This is a genomic window from Dorea sp. AF24-7LB, assembly GCF_003478575.1.
In the GTDB taxonomy this organism is placed as follows: domain Bacteria; phylum Bacillota; class Clostridia; order Lachnospirales; family Lachnospiraceae; genus Dorea_D; species Dorea_D hominis.
Window position 1 is genome coordinate 183,098 of record NZ_QUFR01000003.1, and the last position, 21,339, is coordinate 204,436.

Annotated in this window: 26 protein-coding genes; all 26 read right to left on the bottom strand. The window is 42.9% G+C overall.

All coding sequences use genetic code 11. The annotated features are described in order from the left end of the window. Positions 1-45: 45 nt before the first annotated feature. The 26 genes from DWY31_RS14010 to DWY31_RS04990 all read right to left on the bottom strand — a co-directional run bounded on the left by DWY31_RS14010 (position 46) and on the right by DWY31_RS04990 (position 21,228). Positions 46-927 (bottom strand): site-specific integrase, encoded by an 882-nt coding sequence (locus DWY31_RS14010; protein WP_243060415.1) that lies wholly within the window; start codon positions 925-927, stop codon positions 46-48. Next, entirely contained in the window at positions 882-2,015 is a 1,134-nt protein-coding gene (locus DWY31_RS04860; protein ID WP_243060417.1) for a plasmid recombination protein, read from the bottom strand. Before DWY31_RS04860 ends, DWY31_RS14010 begins: the two co-directional genes overlap by 46 nt. Positions 2,016-2,205: 190 nt before the next feature. Then, on the bottom strand, positions 2,206-3,090 hold the full coding sequence (locus tag DWY31_RS04865; protein ID WP_118519674.1) for an AAA family ATPase: 885 nt from the start codon (positions 3,088-3,090) through the stop codon (positions 2,206-2,208). Between the two features lie 421 nt (positions 3,091-3,511). Next, positions 3,512-5,086: a hypothetical protein gene (locus DWY31_RS04875; RefSeq protein WP_118519676.1), complete on the bottom strand. Its 1,575-nt coding sequence runs from the start codon at positions 5,084-5,086 to the stop codon at positions 3,512-3,514. Continuing rightward, positions 5,079-5,801, bottom strand: a complete 723-nt coding sequence (locus DWY31_RS04880; protein ID WP_186856175.1) for a TetR/AcrR family transcriptional regulator — start codon at positions 5,799-5,801, stop codon at positions 5,079-5,081. The genes DWY31_RS04875 and DWY31_RS04880 overlap by 8 nt, the downstream gene beginning before the upstream one ends. 198 nt (positions 5,802-5,999) lie before the next feature. Continuing rightward, the gene (locus DWY31_RS04885) at positions 6,000-6,290 is read right to left on the bottom strand and encodes a hypothetical protein (RefSeq protein WP_118519677.1); all 291 of its coding nucleotides are present in this window, start codon (positions 6,288-6,290) and stop codon (positions 6,000-6,002) included. Between the two features lie 10 nt (positions 6,291-6,300). Continuing rightward, complete coding sequence (locus tag DWY31_RS04890) at positions 6,301-6,675, bottom strand: TnpV protein (RefSeq protein ID WP_118519678.1); 375 nt, start codon at positions 6,673-6,675, stop codon at positions 6,301-6,303. 18 nt (positions 6,676-6,693) lie between these two features. Then, the gene (locus DWY31_RS14135; protein WP_243060418.1) at positions 6,694-7,356 is read right to left on the bottom strand and encodes a plasmid mobilization protein; all 663 of its coding nucleotides are present in this window, start codon (positions 7,354-7,356) and stop codon (positions 6,694-6,696) included. Beyond that, positions 7,353-7,490 carry a hypothetical protein gene (locus DWY31_RS13905; protein WP_158575487.1) on the bottom strand — a complete coding sequence of 46 codons (138 nt, stop codon included), beginning with the start codon at positions 7,488-7,490 and terminating at the stop codon, positions 7,353-7,355. Before DWY31_RS13905 ends, DWY31_RS14135 begins: the two co-directional genes overlap by 4 nt. A gap of 65 nt (positions 7,491-7,555) precedes the next feature. Continuing rightward, positions 7,556-7,753: a hypothetical protein gene (locus DWY31_RS04900; RefSeq protein ID WP_003864557.1), complete on the bottom strand. Its 198-nt coding sequence runs from the start codon at positions 7,751-7,753 to the stop codon at positions 7,556-7,558. 251 nt (positions 7,754-8,004) lie between these two features. Beyond that, positions 8,005-9,381 (bottom strand): virulence-associated E family protein, encoded by a 1,377-nt coding sequence (locus DWY31_RS04910; RefSeq protein ID WP_050755933.1) that lies wholly within the window; start codon positions 9,379-9,381, stop codon positions 8,005-8,007. After that, positions 9,293-9,931, bottom strand: coding sequence for a CHC2 zinc finger domain-containing protein (locus DWY31_RS04915; protein WP_118519679.1), 639 nt, complete (start codon positions 9,929-9,931; stop codon positions 9,293-9,295). Before DWY31_RS04915 ends, DWY31_RS04910 begins: the two co-directional genes overlap by 89 nt. Positions 9,932-10,558: 627 nt before the next feature. After that, positions 10,559-10,873, bottom strand: a complete 315-nt coding sequence (locus DWY31_RS04925) for a hypothetical protein (RefSeq protein WP_117750749.1) — start codon at positions 10,871-10,873, stop codon at positions 10,559-10,561. Position 10,874: 1 nt separating this feature from the next. After that, positions 10,875-11,078, bottom strand: coding sequence for a helix-turn-helix transcriptional regulator (locus tag DWY31_RS04930; RefSeq protein ID WP_117750748.1), 204 nt, complete (start codon positions 11,076-11,078; stop codon positions 10,875-10,877). Positions 11,079-11,191: 113 nt separating this feature from the next. Further along, positions 11,192-12,571 carry a serine/arginine repetitive matrix protein 2 gene (locus tag DWY31_RS04935; protein WP_117750893.1) on the bottom strand — a complete coding sequence of 460 codons (1,380 nt, stop codon included), beginning with the start codon at positions 12,569-12,571 and terminating at the stop codon, positions 11,192-11,194. A 241-nt stretch (positions 12,572-12,812) separates the two neighbouring features. After that, the gene (locus DWY31_RS04940) at positions 12,813-13,562 is read right to left on the bottom strand and encodes a hypothetical protein (RefSeq protein ID WP_005930799.1); all 750 of its coding nucleotides are present in this window, start codon (positions 13,560-13,562) and stop codon (positions 12,813-12,815) included. Between the two features lie 317 nt (positions 13,563-13,879). Then, positions 13,880-14,419, bottom strand: a complete 540-nt coding sequence (locus tag DWY31_RS04945; protein WP_034595250.1) for a DUF6560 family protein — start codon at positions 14,417-14,419, stop codon at positions 13,880-13,882. A 393-nt stretch (positions 14,420-14,812) separates the two neighbouring features. Beyond that, positions 14,813-15,460 carry a hypothetical protein gene (locus DWY31_RS04950; protein ID WP_118519680.1) on the bottom strand — a complete coding sequence of 216 codons (648 nt, stop codon included), beginning with the start codon at positions 15,458-15,460 and terminating at the stop codon, positions 14,813-14,815. Between the two features lie 245 nt (positions 15,461-15,705). Continuing rightward, positions 15,706-15,996: a hypothetical protein gene (locus DWY31_RS04955; RefSeq protein WP_007488503.1), complete on the bottom strand. Its 291-nt coding sequence runs from the start codon at positions 15,994-15,996 to the stop codon at positions 15,706-15,708. Beyond that, entirely contained in the window at positions 15,974-16,222 is a 249-nt protein-coding gene (locus tag DWY31_RS04960; RefSeq protein WP_007488504.1) for a hypothetical protein, read from the bottom strand. Before DWY31_RS04960 ends, DWY31_RS04955 begins: the two co-directional genes overlap by 23 nt. A gap of 109 nt (positions 16,223-16,331) precedes the next feature. Continuing rightward, complete coding sequence (locus DWY31_RS04965) at positions 16,332-16,715, bottom strand: TnpV protein (RefSeq protein ID WP_118519681.1); 384 nt, start codon at positions 16,713-16,715, stop codon at positions 16,332-16,334. Then, positions 16,712-18,634, bottom strand: a complete 1,923-nt coding sequence (locus tag DWY31_RS04970; protein ID WP_117752022.1) for a recombinase family protein — start codon at positions 18,632-18,634, stop codon at positions 16,712-16,714. The genes DWY31_RS04965 and DWY31_RS04970 overlap by 4 nt, the downstream gene beginning before the upstream one ends. After that, positions 18,631-19,518, bottom strand: a complete 888-nt coding sequence (locus tag DWY31_RS04975; protein WP_243060420.1) for a DUF5688 family protein — start codon at positions 19,516-19,518, stop codon at positions 18,631-18,633. The genes DWY31_RS04970 and DWY31_RS04975 overlap by 4 nt, the downstream gene beginning before the upstream one ends. A gap of 120 nt (positions 19,519-19,638) precedes the next feature. Next, positions 19,639-19,746: a DUF3789 domain-containing protein gene (locus tag DWY31_RS04980; protein WP_330422606.1), complete on the bottom strand. Its 108-nt coding sequence runs from the start codon at positions 19,744-19,746 to the stop codon at positions 19,639-19,641. A 168-nt stretch (positions 19,747-19,914) separates the two neighbouring features. After that, entirely contained in the window at positions 19,915-20,226 is a 312-nt protein-coding gene (locus DWY31_RS04985; protein ID WP_055171646.1) for a hypothetical protein, read from the bottom strand. 15 nt (positions 20,227-20,241) lie between these two features. Continuing rightward, entirely contained in the window at positions 20,242-21,228 is a 987-nt protein-coding gene (locus tag DWY31_RS04990; protein WP_118519683.1) for a DUF3991 and TOPRIM domain-containing protein, read from the bottom strand. Positions 21,229-21,339: the final 111 nt, after the last annotated feature.

Below are 21,339 nucleotides of genomic sequence, written 5' to 3' on the forward strand. Positions count from 1 at the left end.
GATTCTCATTTGTACTTTTCTATCTTACTACTATTCTATTTTTTATCATGCTGCGTTGAAATATTCCTCCAGAATTAAGTCTATTTCAATCACTTCTGAATAATCATAATACTGATCTTTCCTCTCTTTTGGAATAACTTCTTCAATAAATGGTTCCAATACATCCAGACAGTCTTCTATGATTTCCTGCGTATCTCCATAGACATCTACTGATATGATTTCCTTGGCATGTCCCAATAAATGCGAAACACCTTTTGAATTAAAGCTATTCTTCAGCAAAATAGTTGCATAGGTATTTCTCAACTGGTGAAAATGAATATCCGGCAAATCCAAGGATTTCAACAAGTCTTTATAGTATTTCTGATGAAAACCTTTACTCCTTGGATTCCCATATGTAGAACAACAAATATAATTCCAGTCCCGGAACTCTTTTGGTCTGCGTCTGCGGTTCTTCTCATAAGTTTTCCGTTCTTCCAGAATTGCTTCAAATACATAATCCGGTATTGGAAGTTCACGCACACCAGCAGGTGTTTTTGTTTTAATTTCCTGCTTTGTCAGCATCTTAGGTGCACAGTCTTCTGCTTTACTGTTTGGCTTCTTTCCCAACTGACGCTCTACTCTCAACATCCTGTGAATGTAATCGACATCACTGTATTTCAGACCATTTATTTCACTTCTTCTGAGTCCCATCAATACCGCAAACAGAATTTGCATATGAATCGGTGTCTCCTTGCTTGCCTCAATCAACCGAAGCACCTGCGGAAGTGTCAATGTTTTCTTCTCGTCAATTTTCAGGACACGATACTCTGTCTTTTTTATTTTCTTCGGTAAATTGATTCCTTCCTGTGCTTCCTTGATACTGAAAAGCTCCTTGACCTTCTCTACAAAGACCTCCACCAGCTTTGGGAAGTGTTCCAGTGCCTGCAAAAACGGCTGGCATTTTTTTTGAGCCGGTCATAGCGTTCCTGCAATCGTTCCACGGCAGAGGACGCATTGAAATATTGCCTTTGATAGTAGGAAACGCTGCTTTTCAAATCTTGGATTTCACTGCGGCTTGTGATACCCTCCTTGGCAAGTGCCGTGAGCTGTTGATAATCGTCCTTGGAAACGGAAATCTTGCCGGTGATGGTTTTCTGCCCCATACCCTCAATCTCTGCCATTGTCTTGCGGACTTCGTGAGCAGGTTCATAGCGTACCTGCTCGGCTTCAATGCGTTCCTGAATGTGGGCAAGTCGTTCCTTGTCCTTCTGAATTTGATAATCCAGGCTGCTCAAATTCTCCGCTGTGCTGCCCAATACGCCACGCTCAAAGCCGGTGAAACCCGCTTCGGTCATATGCTCAAAGAGCTTGTCTTGCAGAACGGAGTAGGACTTGCGGAACATCGGCTTTCCGTATTTGCTGATAACCTGCTGCCCGTTTTCGTCCAGCAGAGGAACGGCGTTCTTCCATTTCTTCGAGTGGGAAACTTGGTTGATGACCTCCTTGACCGTTCCTCTCAGGGCTTCGTCCTTGCAGCGTTTCGACCACAAGATTTCTTTTCTGACGGTGGGGATTGCCACGATGTGCAGGTGGTAGTGGTAGACCGGCTTGCCCAGTTCTTCGGACACCGCCTTGTTGATTTCATCGGCGTGCATAACCGCCGACACGATGTTCTCCTCGCCGTAAATCTCACAGCCCAAACGGTAGGCTTCCTCGTAGAACTGCCTGGCATATTCGTAGCCGCCGTGCTCCTCAAAGTACCTTGTGTTCACATCAATGACCAGCTCGTTAAAGACCGTTGCCCCGGCTTTCTGTCCTCTTGTGGAGATTTTGCCCTCATCAATGAGCCGCTGGAAATACTCGTTGTAGGTCAGACCGCCGGTGTCCTTAAAGTGAACATTGCGGGCAATTTGCTCGGTGTCCACATTAAGATTTGCGTAGCTTTCGTTCTTGCGCTCGTTGTGTCGCTCGGTTTTCTGCGCTCCCTCTGCGGAGATTTTCTCCACTCGGATAACGTTCCAATTTCCTTCCGCCATTCTCATCACCTCCAGTCAGCGGAAAGGGAGGGGGGTGCGGGTTACGCAACTTTTTCAAAGTGCGTAACCCACTATGACACTTTCAGCTTCGCTGCAAAGATGTCGTGGGCAAGGGCTTTCCTCCCTTGACCTCCCTCAAAACCTCAATCAAATAGGCAGGTCGTCCTCGTCCGTGACTTCCTGCCCATTCTCAATCGGAAGCCAGCCGCCTACCGCCCGCCAGCAGGGAACGGATAAAGTCCGTTGCCGCTTCCTCACAGGCATTCGGTCTGCCCATCCTCGGCGCAGAAGCAGAGAAAGCATCCTCCGCATTCAGCTCCAGCTCATCAAGAAAGTTCACGCCCTTGTCGGCTACCTCAAAGAGAATAGCCGAGCCCATCGGCGCAAGATTGCTCTTGACCTGCACCAGATAACGCTCAGCGGGGTTCTGTTTGTTTGCCGTGCGTGTGACAGCAAGAATGCTTCTCGCTGCACCGGCAATGTCGATAGAGCCGTTGGTGCGATAGAGGGGGCTTGTGTCCTTCGCCTTGTTCATATGGGCGATGATGACGATGGCGCAGCCGGTGTCCTTGGCAACGGCAATCAGGTGGTTGAACTCGGCTCTCGTTTCATTGGCGTTGTTCATCGAGCAGGTGTCACCGATATATGAACTCATTGGGTCGAGGATCAGCAGCTTGGCGTTGTACTTCTCCACGGCCTCACGGATACGGTCATCTCCAAAGGTCAGGCTCTTTTCGTCCTCCTTGATGAAGATGAGCCTATCACCGTCACCGCCCGCCGAATTAAATCTCGGCACAACGGTATCGTCTGCATCGTCCTCGGTGGTCTGATAGATAACCGTCATCGGCTCGCCTTGTTCGTCCTCATCGGCAAAGGGCAGCGGCGCACCCTTGGAAAGCAAAGCGACAAGAGAAAGCATCAGCTTACTCTTGCCGTCACCGGGGTCGCCTTGCAGCAGTGTGACCTTGCCGAAGGGGATATAGGGATACCACAGCCAGAGCACCTCCTTGGGTATAATCTCGCTTGCCTTGATGATTTCCAGCTTTGCTGGGGTGTTGTTCGCATAGTCTGTCATTGTCTTGTTCTCCTTTTCGATAGATAGTGTGGGCATTGGATAACGGCGGCACGGAAGCTCTGCTTGCAGCTCCTTTCGCATTTCCTGCAAAGCTCGTTGTATTTCTTCCTGCCACGCTCATCAAGAAAGAACGCCCATTCTTCCTTGAGGTATTTCGGCATACGGGGCATAGCGAGCACCTCCTTTTCACTGCCGATTTGCTCCCGAAACGCAGAAATGCCCAAAACCGTTTCCCACTGTATAGTTTCGGGGCGATTTTGGGCGTTTTCTTTCGATATGAGCGGCTTTGTTTTAGCGGCGGTATCCTTTACCGCCAACCATTCAAAAGCCGCTGTTTGTCGCTTCCGGGTAACAAAAAAGCGCCGTATCGCTACGACGCTTTTGTCTTGCTCGGAAGATGGGGCAAGGGAACGCTATTCAATTATCTGTTGTACTTTTTCTTTCTGCTGACAACCGTTGTGCCAATGGCTGCACCGCCGCTGACAAACAGCAAGGCAATCCACAAAGCAAGGTTGCTTGTATCGCCGGTCTGCGAAGATTTGGAATCGTCCTTCAGCTTCGCCGTTACGGTGTCGGCTTTTTTGATTTCCTTTGTACCGTCCTTGTCGCTGTAATATTTACCGCAGCCTTCGCAGTACCAGTACTCGATATTGCCCTCGGTGGTCTTGGTCGCCGTAGTTGCCGGGAAGTGCTTTAAGTCGGTGTGGTTCTTCGCATCAAGCTCACCGTATTCCGCACCGCAGACTTCGCACTTTGCCTTGTCCTTGCAGGTCGCTTTCCCGCCGGTGTGCTCAGTCAGCTTCTTGCCGCAATAATCACACTTGTGGTCTTTGTTATCGTCTGCACACTCGCTGATTATATAATCGCAGATATCACATTTGTGGTCTTTGTTTGCATCGATGCAATTCTCGGTTTCCGTATGGCTGGTGTCACGCTTACAGATTCGGGTGTGGGTCTTTTCATCGCTGTTCTGCGTCCAAGCGCCCCAGTTGTGGTCCAGCGCATTGCCGGAGAAGAAGGTCGCCTCATCCGCCGTGCCCTCGGAGCTCAGACCGCAGACTGCGCAGGACTTGTAGTAGACTGCCTTTTCCGTGCAGGTGGCGGCGGATTTCAGGTACTTTGCATCCACGGTCTCCGCCGTGAAGTCGTGGGGCAGCTTTTCGCCATACTCAGCCTTGCAAAACTCACAGACGGCATTTTGGGTGCAGGTCGCTTTGCCGCCGGAGTGCTCCGCGTAGCCTTTCTTTCCCGCGTTATCCGTCACATCGCAGTTTTTATTGTCACATTCATACCAGTGATGCGTTGCATCGGACGTCCAATCGGACTTCCAGCTATGGCCCGTAGCTGGAATCGGCTCTATTTTTGTTGCGTCGCACTTGGTGCAGCTATATGTCTTTTTGCCCGCTTTTGTGCAGGTAGGCGCTGTTGTTATCGTACCGCTGTCCCAAGTATGAGGGCTTACGTCATCCTTTGCATCGCAACGGGAACACTGCTTCCAGTGCTCGTTATCATCATGTGTCCAACTGGTAGTAAAATCATGTCCCAGAGCATCGCCATATTCCGCACCGCAAACTGTGCATGTTGCTCTTTGGGTGCAGGTGGCCGTGCCGCCGTGGCAATTCTCGGTTTCCGTATGGCTGGTGTCACGCTTACAGATTCGGGTGTGGGTCTTTTCATCGCTGTTCTGCGTCCAAGTGCCCCAGTCGTGCCCAAGCGGTTCGGAAGATCCGCCGCATTCCGTGCATGTCCTTCCGCTTGTGCAAGTCGCCGTTCCGCTCCATTTGTGTGACATTCCGTAAAACCATATATTATTACACACCGTGCATGTAACATTGCATATGTGCCATTCATCATTTGAGTATTGATAAGTCAACCTTACTGTTTGTATCCGGTTGCATTTAGAACAAAACGCAATATCCGCCGCATATGCCGTCATAGGCATAACAGCCAGCATCACGCACAGTATGAGCACAACGCTCAAAATTTTCTTATTCATATAGTTTCCTCTCCTTTCCTTTGCTGTCCTTTGACAGCTTAAAATCGTATTTCATTTCCAGCATTGCAAACAGCTTATACATAACCTCTGTAGCAATTGCTTCAATATCCAGTGATTGAATAAAGGCAAGCACCTTTGCCTGTTCTTCCTCCGGTATACGATACACCCGCATCGCCGCCGTCAGAAAGCGACTGAGCTTGCGTTCCAACGGAAAATGAATATCACATTTTCTCGCCATATAGCTGCGCATCAATCCCGCCGTGCCAATTTCCATCTCATAAAAGTCGCTCTCGGTATCATCGGGAAAATTTTCACCAAAAATCTGCTTCAGCTCTGCTGTGGTTTGCAGGTAAATATATTCCGACGTGTCGGGCAGGGAATAGGCTTCAATGTAGATTTCTCGCAGGTTCTCATTCAGTTCAGTCAGTGTCAGTTGGATCGCCGTTTCCACCGCATAGGCGTAAACTGGCGGCAGCTTGCTGTCTGCAATGCTTCTTGCCACGCCGAACTGTCCGCCGAACATCGTTTCGGTCAAGTCCAGCAAAATTTTATCCTTGGTGGGAAACAGATTCAAATAGCTTCCTCTTGCAACACCTGCTTCATCCACAATCTGACTGACAGAGGTGTTTTTATACCCCTGTTCCAGAAAGAGACGGACGCACACGGTCAGTATTTTCCTCTTTGTTCCACTGCTGTCTCTCCGCAAATATATCACCTCTCTTTAAACGCTTTAGTACGTATACTAATAATATCATAGCAAGTACAAAAAGGCAAGCGGTATTTGAAACTTTACCTCCGTAAATTGTGACATTTCCGCAAACGCTGGCTTCTTCCATTACTCACGGAACTTTATGACTTCTTGAATACTACCCGCAAAGGAAAAGCCGCCGTCTGTTGACAGCGACTTTTCTCTTTAGCGGGTAAACCGTATCAGCAGTTCATTTATAGCATCCACTGCGCCGTGTCTTTTCACCTGTATCTCTCGATTTCGCCACTCCATAAGGCACTGACAAATTACTCTGATTTCTACCGGCTCAAAGGGGATTTTCTTCTTTCGCCCCGGCTTCATTGCCTCAGCAATGTCACACAGGCGAAGGGCGAGTGAGTCAATCTGACCGTTGGTTTCTGCGTCATAGCTCCTGTGCTGCTGTATCAAGCCGTTTATCAGCACTCGCACCTCATAATCGTCCAGCTTGACATTCATAGCCGTCCTCCTAACAGTAAATCAAATCGTTTGCAACGATTTCCATAGCAGCACTGCGGATGTTGTTCATCCTCTGCACCCACAGCATTTGATTTTCCGCTTTGAGGGCTTCCATAACGCCCTCCTTTTCGGAAAGCTGCTTTACCAGCCGAGAAAGCATTGCTTCTGCCTGCTCATTGAGGTCTGCAAGGTAATCGTTCAGCTTGCCGGTGGTCAGCACCTCGGCATACAGACTGGTCTTGTGCTTGCGAATGTATCGCAGGTGTCGCTGTCCCCAAATGCCGATGGGTCTGCCCTCCGGCTCGTCCTCTCCGGCGATCAGATAGTAGTCCCCGACAAGCTCATAGCGCAAGCCTGTCCTTTCGTCTGTGATGAATTCTTCCATTGTATCGTCCTCCTTGAATTATATTGCTTCTCCGGCTTTCTGCCCGGATTGCTTACGGTGATAATAGGCAAGCTGTCTTTGGTTGCGATTGATGGTTTTGCATTCCTCGGAGCACAGCACCTCCTGACCGTTGGACGGCCAGAAGGGATTGCCGCATATCTTGCAGACCTTTTGACGGAAGGTGTGCTCTCCCTTTTCGGCAAAGCGTTTCTTCTCTTTTTCTGCCTGCTGATGGGCTTTTGTACAGTCGGTGTTGCAAAACCTCTGCCTTGTGCTGTTCGGATAAAACTCCTTACCGCACTGTTCGCAGATACGCTTCGGGTACTTATGCCCGTCATTCGCCGCCCAGCGTTCCGCCTTGGTTTTGGCTCTATGCGCAGCATTGCTCTCACGCTGCCGGTTCTTCTTGCGCTTTGCTTTTTCCGCCGCTTCTTGCTCGGCATCTATCACATTTAACACATGTGCTTTCTGTGCAATCTGATTTAAGTTATTTCCAATCTTATGAAGTTCCCGCATCATGGAATAATAATCTGGTGGCGGTGCGTCTCTTGGAACAACACCGGAAATCAACTGTCTCAGGTAAGCTTCCCGGTTCAGTCCACTTTTCTTTACTTTCTTATCCAATACCTCTGCTTCTTTTTTGTTCAATCGAAAAAGGATTGCTACATTACGTTTTCTCAACGCTCCAGCTCCTTTACTTTCTGTATAGAATCTGGTTCCTGGCGAATCTGGTGTTTTTCTTTATCGTAGCTGTAAACTCTGTCTGAAAGGACTTCCTGCCGTTCCACTTCATTTTTATTTACTTCCCGTACCATTTCACCAAGCATTTTCGGTTCTGAAAGCTTTTGTCAAGGGGGTGCGTGGATATTTTTTATATTACTTACGCAGATTCTCTCTCTGCTTCTGCCTGAATAATGCGTTTCAACCTGTCCTCAGCAGTCAAACCGCTACTATGGTCAAAAAACACTTTGACTTTATAATTTGTTTTGCCTTGCTTAATCACAAAAACTCCATCCGGTTTGTTTTTCTCCGAATGGTTATTTTGGGTGGGTAGTGTACTGTTCACAATATTTGTCATACGATATTCCTCCTAATTAAATGAAAAAAGCCCGACAAGGAAAGGTCTGACAACGAAGTTCCGACAACGGACATCAGAAAACCTTTTTTCTTTATCGGGCGATACTATCTTTTTACTATTTCCTTTTTCTTTATAATATTGGTTGTCATGGTTGTCAGAGAGGGAAAAGTGCCGCAATATCAAGGCTTTCGGGATTTTCGCCCGACAACCAGACCGACAACCGGCTCGACAACCGAAGCGACAACGGGCTTTTATTTTTGCTTCAACCATTCTTCCGGAAGTCCTAACTGTTCCATTTCTTCTGTCGGGATTTCTTGAAAACCATCCATGCTGTTGTCAGGCTCGTTGTCATTCCTGATACGCTCCCAGCCTTTTTGTCTGCGGTAAGGCTCTGGAAAATACCTCGGATTGCTGAACGCCCTCCAGCCTGTGACAGCGTTATTCATAATGTCGTTGATCTCTCGCAGTTCCCATTGTTTCGGTTCGTCATAATCATGCCCCAGTGCTTCCTTATAAAGCTGTTTGGAACAGACCATGCTGCCGGAATAGCGTTCCAGATAATCTAAAATCTGTCCTGCCTTTGTGTCCTCCGGCATAAAGTCCTTTTGGTGAGCTTTCAGGTAAGCGTTCATAGCCGGACTGAATCTCAGACGGAAATTGCCGCTTCTGTAAATCTCCATAGCCTCTGCCCACATCTGATTGATATACTCTCTGGAAGCCTGTTCATCTGCCAAAATATGAACCTCAGCCCTTTCAGGATAGACCATAACCGGAACGAAGCGGCGGTTGCCTGTTCGGTCAAGGGGAAGAAAGTCAAGGGTATTGGAAGAACCCCCAAATACACATTGTCGCTTTCTGTCTGCCGGATGTGTTTCATACGGTATCTTATAGGTTTCCTTTTGTCGGCTCAGAAAGGACTTGATTTCTTCAATGCTCTTAGCGTTGGCAGTTGCAATCATTTCCGACATTTCAATAATCCAATGCCCCTGCATTTTGCGGTACACATTTTCATCATCCAGCTTTTTCAAGTCATCAGAGAACCAGTCATCATTGACCGCAAGCAAACGGAAGAAAGAAGACTTTCCGGCTCCCTGACCGCCTACAAGACAGAGCATTACCTCAAATTTACACCCCGGCTTAAAGGCTCGTGAGATAGCACCCAACAGAAACAACTTCAATGCTTCATAGGTGTAATCATCTGTATCAGAACCAAGAAAGCGGTGCAGACAGAAGCGTATGCGTTCCGTTCCGTCCCATTGCAGGGCATTGAGAAAATCACAGACAGGGTGGTAACGGTTTTCATTGGCAATAACCGCAACTGCGTCTATGATTTTCTTCTCTACGGTCAATCCATAGTTTTCTTCAAAATATAGGAGCAGATATTTCACATCCACATCCGTCAATGTCGGGCTGTCACGATACCAACCGAGGGGCTTCACAATGTCGATTCTTTCGGTCAGAAGATTTTTTCGGATAGCTCCTTTCAAAAGTGGGTCATATTGCAGAACACGCTTATAATTTGCGGCAGTATTATAAACCTTACCTTTCTCGCTCTGCTCTAAGCTGTTTCGGATTTCTTCTACTGTGCATGGTTCTGTCTGCTGACAGTTCTGCAATTCGCTGTTCAAGTTTCAACACCTCCTTTCTCTGTTCTGCCACAAGTGCTTTTCGTTCCTCCAATGAACCATACAGAAGAATATCAAGCAGATATTCGATATAGTTCTTCTTATACAGTGCTTCTGCAAACAGGGGATTCCATTCTTCATCCGGCTGTTTAGGAGCGTATTTCTTTTCCCATTCTCTAAGAAGATGAAAATAATCCGTCAGCACCTTGTAGCAATGATTTTCTTCTTTTTGATACTTCTGTTCCGGTGTCGGCTCACGAATATGAGGGCGAATACTCGGCTTTTGTCGGCTGTCATAGTTAAGACCAAAATCTTCAGCAAGTTTGACAGCAGCTTCCCTCAGCCCGATGCCGAATAGCTTCGCCGTGAGATCAACAGCGTCTCCGGTTGCTCCGCAGCCAAAACAGTAATAGCGTTCATCCAGCTTCATACTGGGGGACTTATCCGAGTGAAACGGACAGCACGCCATACCTGTGCGACCCACTTTCAAGCCATAGGCTTCTGCGGCTTGTCGGGCAGTAACATTTTCTTTTACAACTTCAAATACATTCATGTGACTCCTTTCCTGAAACGAAAAAAGCACCTGTCATTTTCAAAACGAAAACAGCAAGTGCCTTAAAGTTCCATATTTAATTTTAGGTACAAAAAAGCAGGAGACCTTTTCAGATTTCCTGCTCAGTAGAGGTTATTGTTGTTATTTAATTTCAATATTCGTCATGGTTACTAACCCAAGACGAACTAAAATAGTTTGTACGATACGATACCAAAAATACCTATAATCAGGAGTAACGCATATAAAATAATTGACGCTTGTAAGTATTGTCTGCCAAAATGAATAAGAATAAGCAGTGGAGACATTAATACTACAAAGAATATAATGCTTGTAATTATTTTTTTTATGTTTTTTGTGTCTGCTAAATCAAATTTAGCACCACAAGAACATTCGTTAGGTATTCCTCCTTTTATTTGAACACCACAGTTCATACAATATAGTTTCTTCATTCTGATCACCCCTACAACCTCTAATTTGCTACTTACATTATACCCCATCAACCTAAAGAATGGAAGATTTTTTCTTGTTTCCCAAAGCAAAAGCACCTGTCATTTTCAAAGTGAAAGCAGCAAGTGCTTTAGCGTTCCATTTCCACTTAAGTAATTTCGGTAACTATTCAATACACTTTTATAATTGTTTGTCCAAATAAATCGTTGCAACCAGTTCAATTAAATTGCGTATTCCAATATAGAGCAACGCAAAAATTGAAACTCGTTGGAGTGTAATTGTTGTTTGCATACTTATAAAAAGTGGTAGAACGGCAATTAAAACTATCAAAATCGAATGTGCAAGATTTGCGGCATTATTCGCCTTTAATTGTATTAGTTTCCAACGCTCATCACCTTTATAGTTTACCTGTTTTATAGCTTTTAGAATATATAGCCAAAGAGTTATAACTAATGCCATAACAAGAAAAATCAAAATAATTGTTTGTTCGTTCATTTTACTTCTCCTCTCCATACTTAAAAACTTCATCAATAGATACACCAAATGTTTCTGCTATCTTGAAAGCTAATTCCAAAGAGGGCGTATATTTATATTTTTCTATTGATATGACTGCTTGTCGTGAAATACCAACCCTATCTGCTAAGTCGGCTTGCGTCCAATCTCTTTCAGCCCTCAACACCTTAATCCTGTTCCATATCAAAGTAATCTCTCCTTTCCTAAATGTAACGAACTGATTACATTTGTATTGTAATCAATTCATTACATTTTGTCAATAGAGTAATACACGATTTCAAATTGAAAACAGCAAGTGCCTTAAAGTTCCATATCTTGTTTTTGGTTTTTCGCCGGAATTGTTCGGCTGACTTCACGCTCTGCAATTTCTTTCTTTTTGCGGCTCAACTGCTCTATAATGGAACTTTTGGCTTTCTTCTTGATTTGCTCCGTTCCGGCTTTTTTGACCTCCGGCTTCATCAGCGTGGTTTGGATTTTCTGAATGGTTGATTTCATAGCGTTTGTGATTCTGGCAATCACGCCATCCAATCGTTTCACTGCATACTCAACTTCTTTCTTTGAAGCCTTACGCTCAGGGGAGAGAACCCACGCCTTAGACTGCTCCACCAGCTTAATATCCTCCTTGTGCGTTTCCAGTTTCACAGTATCAGCAACGACCTCAACCGCCTTGTCATAGGCAATATCGGCAACCTCGTCCACCAGAGCTTCCACATCTTCAATCTTCATCGTGAGTTCTTCCAGCTTTTGCTCCTGTGCTGACAGTTGCTCCTTTTGCTTGAAAAGGATATAATCCTGTTTTTCCAGATAAGCACGACCACCATATTCCGGTTCTTCTTCCAGTTGTAAGCCATGCTTTTTCGCCACATCAAACAGCAGCACTCGGCAAGCTGAATCGAAAGTCATCTTGCGGTTATTTTTTCTTCCGACAGGCTTCTCCGGTTCCGGCAGTTCAAACCCCAGTGCTTCCAAAGCCTTTTCCTGTTGTGGGGCAATCTCCCCATATTGATTTTCACAGTCGAACACATGACGCTCGTGAATATGAGGGGTACATTCATCCAAGTGCAGAGCCCAATTCAGGATATGGACATGAGAACCGAAACGCTCATTTACGATTTCCATAAATTCTGTGACGATCTCAATGAGCAATTCCGGCGGAACATGATTATCAAGCGTTCCAATCTGATAGACCGTTTCCTCTGGACAGGTCTTTTTGCTTTTGAGTAAATCTCCGGTTTCCTTATTTCTTTCAGGGTGTCGGTTCTTCACATTTCTTTCGTTCTGCCTGGTCACAAAATCACGATACCGCTGACGATAAAAAAGCTGTTCCACATCTTCAAAAGTGGCAGACAGCTCATTTTCCTTTTCGGGATTTTTGAAATTGCGGAAGCCATTGTAACAGTCCCAATAGAGATTTTGTTTGGCTCGTTCTTCGTCAATGTGTTCGCTGTTGGCAATGTCAAAACTGCGGTCATTGTGCTTCGGATTATAAACGCCATTCTTTCCGGCTCGTCCATTGTGCCTTGTTAATTTCACATGAGTTCCTCCTTTTCTTTTTGATTTCCCCGACAGGGGAGAAGGGCAGCGAAGCTGATTCCTTGCGGCTTTCTGCGTCAAGTAATACCCAGTACTAAGTGGCGAAACGCCACTTAACTGGGCAAGGCTGCCGCCCTTGACCTGCACAGGGATATTGCATTCCCTGTACCCATGCACAAAGGGTTGCACCCTCTGTACTCCCGCTCGAACAAACTGACTTCGCCCCGTCTCAAGCTCTGTCAGTTCCTTCGGTTTTACAAAACAGTCCACCGGACTATTTTGCAAAAAAGAAAAACCGACGCATGATCGCTTTACGCTCAATACATCGGTTTCTTCATCTGACCTTAACGGTCATATTCAGTTGTGGCAGATTAGCCAATTTGAAAAATTATTCTGGCACATCTACTGAGTAGCTCAGACAATCGCCTCTTTTATTGCTTTCCAAATCGTTATAATACCACATATACATCGTTCTACCATATTCTTCATATTCTATAATTCCATCTGGCTTTTGACCCTCTACTTCTAATGAGTAAATTTCTTTATCATGTGCATAGCCAAAAACGAATCTGGTATCTGGATAATTTGGATTTAAGTCTTGTTGAATATCACTTATTGTTAAAGATAAATGGATAAATTTTTTGAAGTCTCCCCCATAAGTGGTATCTGGTGTAGTGGCAGATGGTGTGGCATTTACAAACGCATATTGTGTACTTTCATTTTCTATCTGTTTTTTGCAGCGTGCAATCACAAAACCTTGAACGGGATCGTTATCACTTCCTGCTCGATAGAAAATCGTATCATACTGTTTGCCATTCCATATATGCAATATTTCATCAACATGATTAAGAAAATCTTCTGGAGCTGATAAATCTTCATGTTCTGCTTTTAAGGGGGAATTCAAAATAGCTTCTTCGATAGAGTTATAATATGTAAGTTTAGAATCGTCTTTTCCATTATCTGTCAACTTAAACTCGATATACTCATTTCCTTTGTTTTCTTCTTCCGGAACATAAGTATAACGACCATTTTCAATATGGTCATCATAATCAACAAACAGTCCAATACATATCAGCGCTGCAAAAATCAAAAAAACTATTCCTATAACGATTAGCAATATTTTCAAAAATTTTTTCATACAAAAGTCCACCTTCTTGCTTCATTTCAGTAAATTATATCATACCGATATGAACAATTCAATTTACACTCTATCAAGTAGTTTTTTTACTTACCTGTAACGCACATTTCTGCAAAATCCATAGTCCCCGATACTTTCCTCACGGGTGATATACAGTCGGAATTCTGTCAGCTCATGAAATAAGAAAAACCGACGCATGATCGCTTTACGCTCAATACATCGGTTTCTTCATCTGACCTTGACGGTCATATTCAGTTGTCTAACATCGTACTGTTATAAAATCTATGTCATTTACGATTTTTCTTATGCTGATTTGCTCAGTAAGATTTTACAGGGATTCTTCTTCTCTCTATATCCTCCATAAATTCACTATCATCAACACCGCTGTCAATAGTGAATAATTTTTTGCCATTGACATATACACGAATAGAATTTCCCTTCATCTCGCAATATGTAATATCTTCAAAGCGAAAAGTTCTCTTTCTTCCAAAAGTTGAACGCCATGTGATTTCATCTCCGTTCACTTCCAGTTTCCACATAATCATGTTCAATGAGCCGATTAAAGAAACAATAAAGAAAATACTAAAACCAATTGGTGGCAATAAATCATCTTGTTGAATAGCACTGGCTACCGTAGCTCCCCCAAAAAGAAACACCGCCAATACAAAAAACATAGTAAGTACTTTTTCGGTTTTTATTATATAATGCGTCCTAATTATTCCCTTTTTCTGTTCTTCCTCTCGTTCTTTAGCTCTCTTTTGTTGAAGATTTACAAGATATTTCAAAAGAAGAAGTACAACTAAATAGGGACCTATTTGTGTAATTATATTCAAACACATTCGTAAAAAATTATTCATTTTTGCCCTCCATAGTTCCAGCTATATAAAAATGATTGTTTGAAATCGAGTATTAAAAACCTCAATTTTTCATATCTCATTATACTTCATCAACTTAAAGAATGGAAGAAAAAATTTTGTGTACAGAGTTCCTGTTCAAGCCTTGTAACGCACATTTCCGCAAAATCCATAGTCCCCGATACTTTCCTCACGGGTGATATACAGTCGGAATTCTGTCAGCTCATGAAATAAGAAAAACCGACGCATGATCGCTTTACGCTCAATACATCGGTTTCTTCATCTGACCTTAACGGTCATATTCAGTTGTGGCAGATTACAAATAGTCTGTAAATGGATAAACAAAAACGACCAACTATGCAGCTGATTATCATTTATGTGGAATATAAAGATTATTTATTCATTCGGTTTTAGCTTATATTTTTTTATCAAAAAGTACTTCACGAAAAAAATTATACTCATTAAACATAGTAACGAAAGAACATAAAATCCCAAACCTGCTATCCTAATCATGGATATATATGGTATTTTAGAACTCATTATTTTAGCGACGGATATTCCGAGCATTCCAAAACAAACGAAACTCCAACCTCCCATAACTTTTTTATTAGAATCTGAATTATATATATCCTTTTTTATGAGAAACATAACTAAACATGTATATGCTATCGCACTCATTATATATACAATCAATAAAATAGCCATATAAGAACTATAATCTTCCTTTTCTAATGTTGAAAACATGAGAATAGTCCCAAACCAACCGAACAAAATGCCCATTCCTAAACCTTGAATGCCATGAATCCAAAAAGTTTTTTCGCCAGTCACATCTGATTTTGAAAATGTAGCAATTACGAAAACAACATAGAATAGTATTAAAAAAATTCTGTAAAAAGAGGGCGACGGAGTTGAATCTGCTATAAACATTGCTAAAAAACAGAGAAAAAGTATTGCTCCATCAAATTTATAAATCTCTTTCCTCTCTATTTTATTTTCAACACCATATAGTATGAAATTTTTGGTTTTTTCACTAAGTTTCATCATATAAAAATTACCCTTTCGTCATTATTTATTGCTATTCTAACATATCTCCATACCTTAAATCTACAAATAAGTGTTAATAATTCCGAAGTGGCATTAAATTTTCACAGCTTTTTATCTTGCTACCCGTAACGCACATTTCTGCAAATTTCATAGTCCCCGATACTTTCCTCACAGGCGATAGGCAACGGTCAAAACATCAGGTCTTCACCTGACATTTTAACCGCATATCAGCCCTGATTATCACATTATCCCTGCTGACTGTTCAGCCCATGTTTTTTCGCATATTCACTGGCTTTCTGTCTGCGTTCCTCACTGTAAGGCGGCAGGAAGCGGATAGACAGACGGGACTTTGCCAGCTCATAAGAAACACCGCCTTGAACATTGGATTTTTCCAGTCTGCAAAGGTCAGGGTACTTCTTAGCAAAAGCAGCCAACCTCTTTTTCAATCCGGCGTTGTGGGTGTAGATATTTGCCTTGTCCTCGCCCTCATTAAAGAGAACGATTGTTTCTTTCTCAATCTTCGTCAGTCTCGCCATAGCAGCCCTCCCTATGGTTTTTCAACACACGCAGCTTGCAGTAAAAGCAGCGATACCACCTTTCAACACCCTCAGCACTCAGCTTAACGGAAAGCATATAAAACAGCTTCTTCGCCACTGGATCGGGTGCAAGGGCAGCTACCATACGCAAACGCTCGACAGTTGCTTTCAGGTTCGGACAGCCAAAGGCATAAAGGGCTTCCATTTCATTCCGGTTCATCTTCATTGTGTTTTCCTCCTTAAAGTTTGATAAATGAAAAGCGACAGACACTTCATAAGGAAATACCTGTCGCTTCGTTTACGATATAAATTTGTTGGTTTTGGACTTGATAAAATCAGCAGTAAATCATTTCCTGTCTGATGATTTCTTCGGCTCGGTTACGGATAGAGTTCATGGACTGTACCCACAACATCTGATTGTCTGCTTTCATGGTTTCGGTCACACCCTCGGCTTGTTTCATCTGCTCAATGATAAGGCTGCACCTTTCCGTTGCCTGTTCGTTCAGGTCAGCAAGGTAAGTATGCAGTTCGCCGGATAAACAGAGGGCAGAGAACCTTGTAGGGCGGTACTGCTCCAAATATGTCCTGTGCAGTCTGCCCCACATACCGATAGGGCGGTGTTCCTCCGGCAGCTTCAAGTCCGGCACATAGTAATCGCCCACAAGAACATAGTCCAGACCGTTGCTTTCATCATGGATTCGTGGTTTCAATTCTGTCATGCTATTTTTTCTCCTTTCATTTTTTGCTGATTTGATTTACTTGTGGCGTTCTGTTCAACACGCACATTGCTATCAGAACTTTTTTCTTCTGCTATACGCTCATGCTCCGCAAATTCTTTTGATTTCTCACGAATCTTTTTCATATACTTACGATTGGATTCTCGTTTTCTGCGAAGCCGTTCCGCCTCTTTTTCAGCAGCAATCCTTTCTTCCTCTGTTGGTTCATGCTGCTCCACAGGTACTTGAAATTGCCCGACATAGTTAAGATATATCTCCACCTCTGTGGTGCGGTCTGCACCTTTTCCTTGTGGCTCGTGAACCAGAATTTTGTCGATAAATTCATTTATCATGGCAGGAGTAAGCTCTGTAATGTTCTCATACTTTTTGACCAGCTTTATAAAACGCTCCACATTATTTTGACCGCCTATAATTCGTTGCATATCAGCGGTGTCAGTCTCAATAATCTTGTTTAGCTCGTTCTGCTCATTTTCATAATCAGTAAGCATACTCTGAAAAAGCCTGTCCGGCAATCTTCCAATTACATTATCTTCATAGATTTTCCTGATAAGCATATCCAGTTCGTGAACTCGCTTCTGATTTCTTTCAATGCGGTTTTTTACAGTTTCAGAAACAGCAATATCTTTCATCGCCGATTCTTCTTGCAGAGAATAGACAAACTCCTGCTCATTCAAAGAAACATAATGGCAAGTCTCTTGTATGGTTTTCAGAATGATGCTTTTAAGTGCTTTTGTTGAAATATGGTGGCAAGTACAATGCCGGTCATACTTCTGATAAGCAAGATTATAAGTGGAACATTCATAACAATCTGCCGGATTTGAATGGCTTATCCGCTTTTCGCCTTTGGTAGTATAGTATATTCTTTCACGCCCTTTTCGTTGCCTGTGATTATACATCGGCGCACCACAGTCAGCACAGTAAATCTTTCCGGTCAGAACATTAGGCTCGCCCATAGGATCTGCTTTTCTTACATTCTGTCTTAACTTTTGAGCAAGCAGCCATGTTTCTTCATCGACAATAGGCTCTTGTGTATCATCAAAAACCACCCAATCTTCCTTGTCTGCCCTTTTCGTCTTTTTGTCCTTATAGGAATTTTTGAATGTCCTGAAGTTGACAGTCTTTCCGATATACTCTGGTCGGGCAATCAGAGTAGTAACCTGATTTCCTCGCCACATATACGGATTTTCTTTGTCATAGTTGCTTGCATGATTTCCAAGTCCCTTTTTGCCAAGATAATAAGATGGTCTTTCTATTTTTTCTTCTGAAAGTTCTCTTGCTATCTGATAAGGTCCTTTTCCCTCAATAGTCATGCGATAAATTCTGCGGACTACTTCGGCAGCTTCTTCATCAATAATCCAATGGTCGGGGTTTTCGGGATCTTTCAAATAGCCGTATGGTGGGATATTACTTGTATGAGCGTTGCCGGAAGAACCTCTGGATTTCAGTACAGCTTTAATTTTCTTACTTGTGTCCCTGACAAACCACTCATTCATGATATTCAGAAAAGGGGCAAACTCACTGGTTTCTTGACGGTCACTGTCAATACCATTATTGATTGCTATAAATCGAACTTCCTTTTCTCTAAACAGAATGTCAGTGAAAAAACCTACTTGCAAATGGTCTCTGCCGATTCTGGACATATCTTTGCAGATACAGGCAGTGATTTCTCCGTTTTTAACACCTTCAACAAGTCTGTTCCATGAAGGTCTGTCAAAGGTCGCTCCACTCCAACCATCATCGGTAAAATGAACAAGATTCGTAAAACCATGTTTTATAGCATAATCTTCAAGCATTTGCTTTTGATGAATGATACTGTTACTCTCTCCAGCATTATCGTCATCACGAGACAGTCTTTCATACAAAGCAGTAATGCCATTGCTTCTATCTTTTTTTCTTCTCATGCTGAACTCCTTTCTTCAATTCCTATCCACTCCTTACGCTCACAAAATATCACATCCATCTCTCCATTATCCGGAACGATCAGAACTTCATGCACAGATGACGGTAACACATAAAATCCTTCTGGAAAAAGCTGTTCCAATTTATTTAAAACTTCTGGCTGCGTGATCATAGATGCCCCATATTGCTTTTCTACATTCGTAAGTGCATACAACATATCATGTGAACGAAATCCAAAATCAACATTTTCATCTAATAAATTTGTTGCATGTCCTTCTTCATTAAAAATACTCAACATCATTTCGTCCATTGACTGAAGAATCGGTGTATTTACAGGCTGGGTATTTGCTCTGGCCTGATGGAACATTTCTTTTGCATCCACATTCCACATCTTAAGATGTTCATTTTTCACCTTCATAGTCGCTTTTCCATCGTTAGACTCTACCGGAAAATCCACATAACAGATAGCCGACAGATCTTCGATATTTTCATGAGGCATTTCCTGTAACATTCGTTTGTTTGCCTGGGTGTTTACAAGCATCACTGCCAGATGTTCCTTCACTGAATCATAATCCATTGGGTTGATACCGTTGTGCACAAACGGAGCATTGCCTGCTTCTTCCATGCATTTTGCAATTTCATTCATCACTTTCTCAACAGGTTCACCTAGACGTATTTCATTGAAAAACGGCTCTACATAAACAACTGGACACACATTTTCTTCCTGTAGTCTTACCTGTACTCCTATCATCTGGACTCCATTATTTTTATTCATCTGCATTACCCGAAATTCTGCATTCTCATATTTTTCTGGAAGAAAATTCCTGATGTCCTTTGCTACACTTTCCGCAAACACTTTTTCTGCTATCATTTCTCTTGCAATCATTTCTTCTGTTCTCCCTTCTTCTTGTTCATTTTCTTTAAATATTCCTGATACCGTCTTTCTGCTTTCTTCTTGTCTTTCATTGATACTTCAACCTGCATCTTGTATCTCCTTTCTTTTTGTCTACTGAATCTTGTTAATCTGCAACAGGCACATCAACACTACTCCTATAATGCCACCTATTAATACTCCACAAATAAACTTCAACATTGTTACTTTCTCCTTTTTCATTTTCTGAGGGTTTCAGGGATTCTCCCTGACAAGCTGCCGCAGACTGCCAGACAGGAAACCTGTATGGCAATCCAAAGGCGTTGCTTGCTGGTATTGTGTATTCTTCTGCACCCGTCTCACTGTTCCGGGTATCAGAAGATTTACTTGCCGAAAAAGCACTTGCTTTTTTTATTCTTTCAGTTCACAAATCCCGCAAGTTTCACACAAGTATTCACACTTTGTGCATCGTACATTTTCATCAGTTGCCATACATTCTTCACTTGCCGGACAATACTTTTGACAACTTTCACACTGCTCCGTACAGCTTTCTTCTGACACTTTTTCAGCAATAATTCCAAGTAATTCACTCTGTTCTTTTTCCTCTTTCAACTGTGTTTCCAGAAAAATCTTCAACAGATCTTCGCTGTCTACATCGTCTTCCATCATCAAAATCAGTTCTTTCTTATACACAACCTTCAGCTCATATCTTGCAATTTTCATATCTTTTTTCACCTTCTATCTCTCATATTTTTCATGACCAGACATACTCTTTTTCGTGTTTTTTTCTCGCTTTGTAATTGCCAGATTTAACTTGATGCAGAGCAGATCGTTGTAATCTTTTCCTTGTTTTGGCGGTATATCTTTTACCTGATATTGCTTCGGAAGGACTGTAGAAATTGCTTTTGTGGCAAGTCTTCCAATACGGTCATTGTCCAAATGCAGAACGATTGTCTTCACCTCTGGATGCATTTTTAATGTCCTGGCCAACGCTGTAGGGACTTTACTTTTTTCAATTTCTTTTGCTGGTTGATAGACACCTGCCAATGACAATAAATGTTCTCTCCTCCACTCTTTCCCGTCTAATTTCTGCAACGTCGCATAGGATAATAAATCAATGGCTGACTCAAACAGATGCACCGTATCATTGGATTTCTCTGCAAAAATGGAAAAAGAATAATTCTTATCGCTTCCATTTGCTTCTCCTATAAAGCTGGTTCCGATTCCTCTAAGAGCTGCATATTTCGGATTATCTTTCTCATCCATCCCTACAAACACTACGTTATGATGAAATGCACTTTCATAAACTCTTCCGGACTCCAAACAAAACTGAATGATTTCCTTATCAATCCCACGTCCTAAAAGATACGCAATCACTTTCTGATCATCTTGATTTTTCTTTGGCAACAGTAACTGTTTCTCCATCGGAACATTCTCATATACAGAAAGAGGCGGCTGAATATTTGCCCGTTCTGCAAGCAATTCAACCGCCTCTAAAAAACTGTATCCTCTTACTTTGATCAGATAATCCAGTGCTGATCTGCCACCGGTTCTCTGACTCCACCACATCCATTTTCCATTTGATATTTTCAAACTATCGTGTGTTCTGGTAGTGTAGGTGTTGCCAGAAAAGTGAACCAATTCATATGGTTCATAATTTTTCAGGTATGTGAGCAAGTCCATCCGCTTGACCTCTTGCACAACTGATGGTGGTATATATGGCATAATTTTCATCTCCTTTCCTGCCTTGGATTGGTATTATTGGGGATAATATCCGGGCATGAAAATAGCCAGGTGATTCCTTGGGTCGGAACCATCTGGCTATGTAAATTTACT

What these genes read in the sequence shown, in the direction of transcription:
- DWY31_RS04860 (WP_243060417.1), bottom strand. Translation starts at nt 2,015, where the DNA reads ATGGCGGAAGGAAATTGGAACGTTATCCGAGTGGAGAAAATCTCCGCA.
- DWY31_RS04865 (WP_118519674.1), bottom strand. Translation starts at nt 3,090, where the DNA reads ATGACAGACTATGCGAACAACACCCCAGCAAAGCTGGAAATCATCAAG.
- DWY31_RS04875 (WP_118519676.1), bottom strand. Translation starts at nt 5,086, where the DNA reads ATGAATAAGAAAATTTTGAGCGTTGTGCTCATACTGTGCGTGATGCTG.
- DWY31_RS04885 (WP_118519677.1), bottom strand. Translation starts at nt 6,290, where the DNA reads ATGAATGTCAAGCTGGACGATTATGAGGTGCGAGTGCTGATAAACGGC.
- DWY31_RS04890 (WP_118519678.1), bottom strand. Translation starts at nt 6,675, where the DNA reads ATGGAAGAATTCATCACAGACGAAAGGACAGGCTTGCGCTATGAGCTT.
- DWY31_RS13905 (WP_158575487.1), bottom strand. Translation starts at nt 7,490, where the DNA reads ATGGTACGGGAAGTAAATAAAAATGAAGTGGAACGGCAGGAAGTCCTT.
- DWY31_RS04900 (WP_003864557.1), bottom strand. Translation starts at nt 7,753, where the DNA reads ATGACAAATATTGTGAACAGTACACTACCCACCCAAAATAACCATTCG.
- DWY31_RS04915 (WP_118519679.1), bottom strand. Translation starts at nt 9,931, where the DNA reads ATGAATGTATTTGAAGTTGTAAAAGAAAATGTTACTGCCCGACAAGCC.
- DWY31_RS04925 (WP_117750749.1), bottom strand. Translation starts at nt 10,873, where the DNA reads ATGAACGAACAAACAATTATTTTGATTTTTCTTGTTATGGCATTAGTT.
- DWY31_RS04940 (WP_005930799.1), bottom strand. Translation starts at nt 13,562, where the DNA reads ATGAAAAAATTTTTGAAAATATTGCTAATCGTTATAGGAATAGTTTTT.
- DWY31_RS04945 (WP_034595250.1), bottom strand. Translation starts at nt 14,419, where the DNA reads ATGAATAATTTTTTACGAATGTGTTTGAATATAATTACACAAATAGGT.
- DWY31_RS04950 (WP_118519680.1), bottom strand. Translation starts at nt 15,460, where the DNA reads ATGATGAAACTTAGTGAAAAAACCAAAAATTTCATACTATATGGTGTT.
- DWY31_RS04955 (WP_007488503.1), bottom strand. Translation starts at nt 15,996, where the DNA reads ATGGCGAGACTGACGAAGATTGAGAAAGAAACAATCGTTCTCTTTAAT.
- DWY31_RS04960 (WP_007488504.1), bottom strand. Translation starts at nt 16,222, where the DNA reads ATGAAGATGAACCGGAATGAAATGGAAGCCCTTTATGCCTTTGGCTGT.
- DWY31_RS04965 (WP_118519681.1), bottom strand. Translation starts at nt 16,715, where the DNA reads ATGACAGAATTGAAACCACGAATCCATGATGAAAGCAACGGTCTGGAC.
- DWY31_RS04970 (WP_117752022.1), bottom strand. Translation starts at nt 18,634, where the DNA reads ATGAGAAGAAAAAAAGATAGAAGCAATGGCATTACTGCTTTGTATGAA.
- DWY31_RS04975 (WP_243060420.1), bottom strand. Translation starts at nt 19,518, where the DNA reads ATGATTGCAAGAGAAATGATAGCAGAAAAAGTGTTTGCGGAAAGTGTA.
- DWY31_RS04980 (WP_330422606.1), bottom strand. Translation starts at nt 19,746, where the DNA reads ATGAAAAAGGAGAAAGTAACAATGTTGAAGTTTATTTGTGGAGTATTA.
- DWY31_RS04985 (WP_055171646.1), bottom strand. Translation starts at nt 20,226, where the DNA reads ATGAAAATTGCAAGATATGAGCTGAAGGTTGTGTATAAGAAAGAACTG.
- DWY31_RS04990 (WP_118519683.1), bottom strand. Translation starts at nt 21,228, where the DNA reads ATGCCATATATACCACCATCAGTTGTGCAAGAGGTCAAGCGGATGGAC.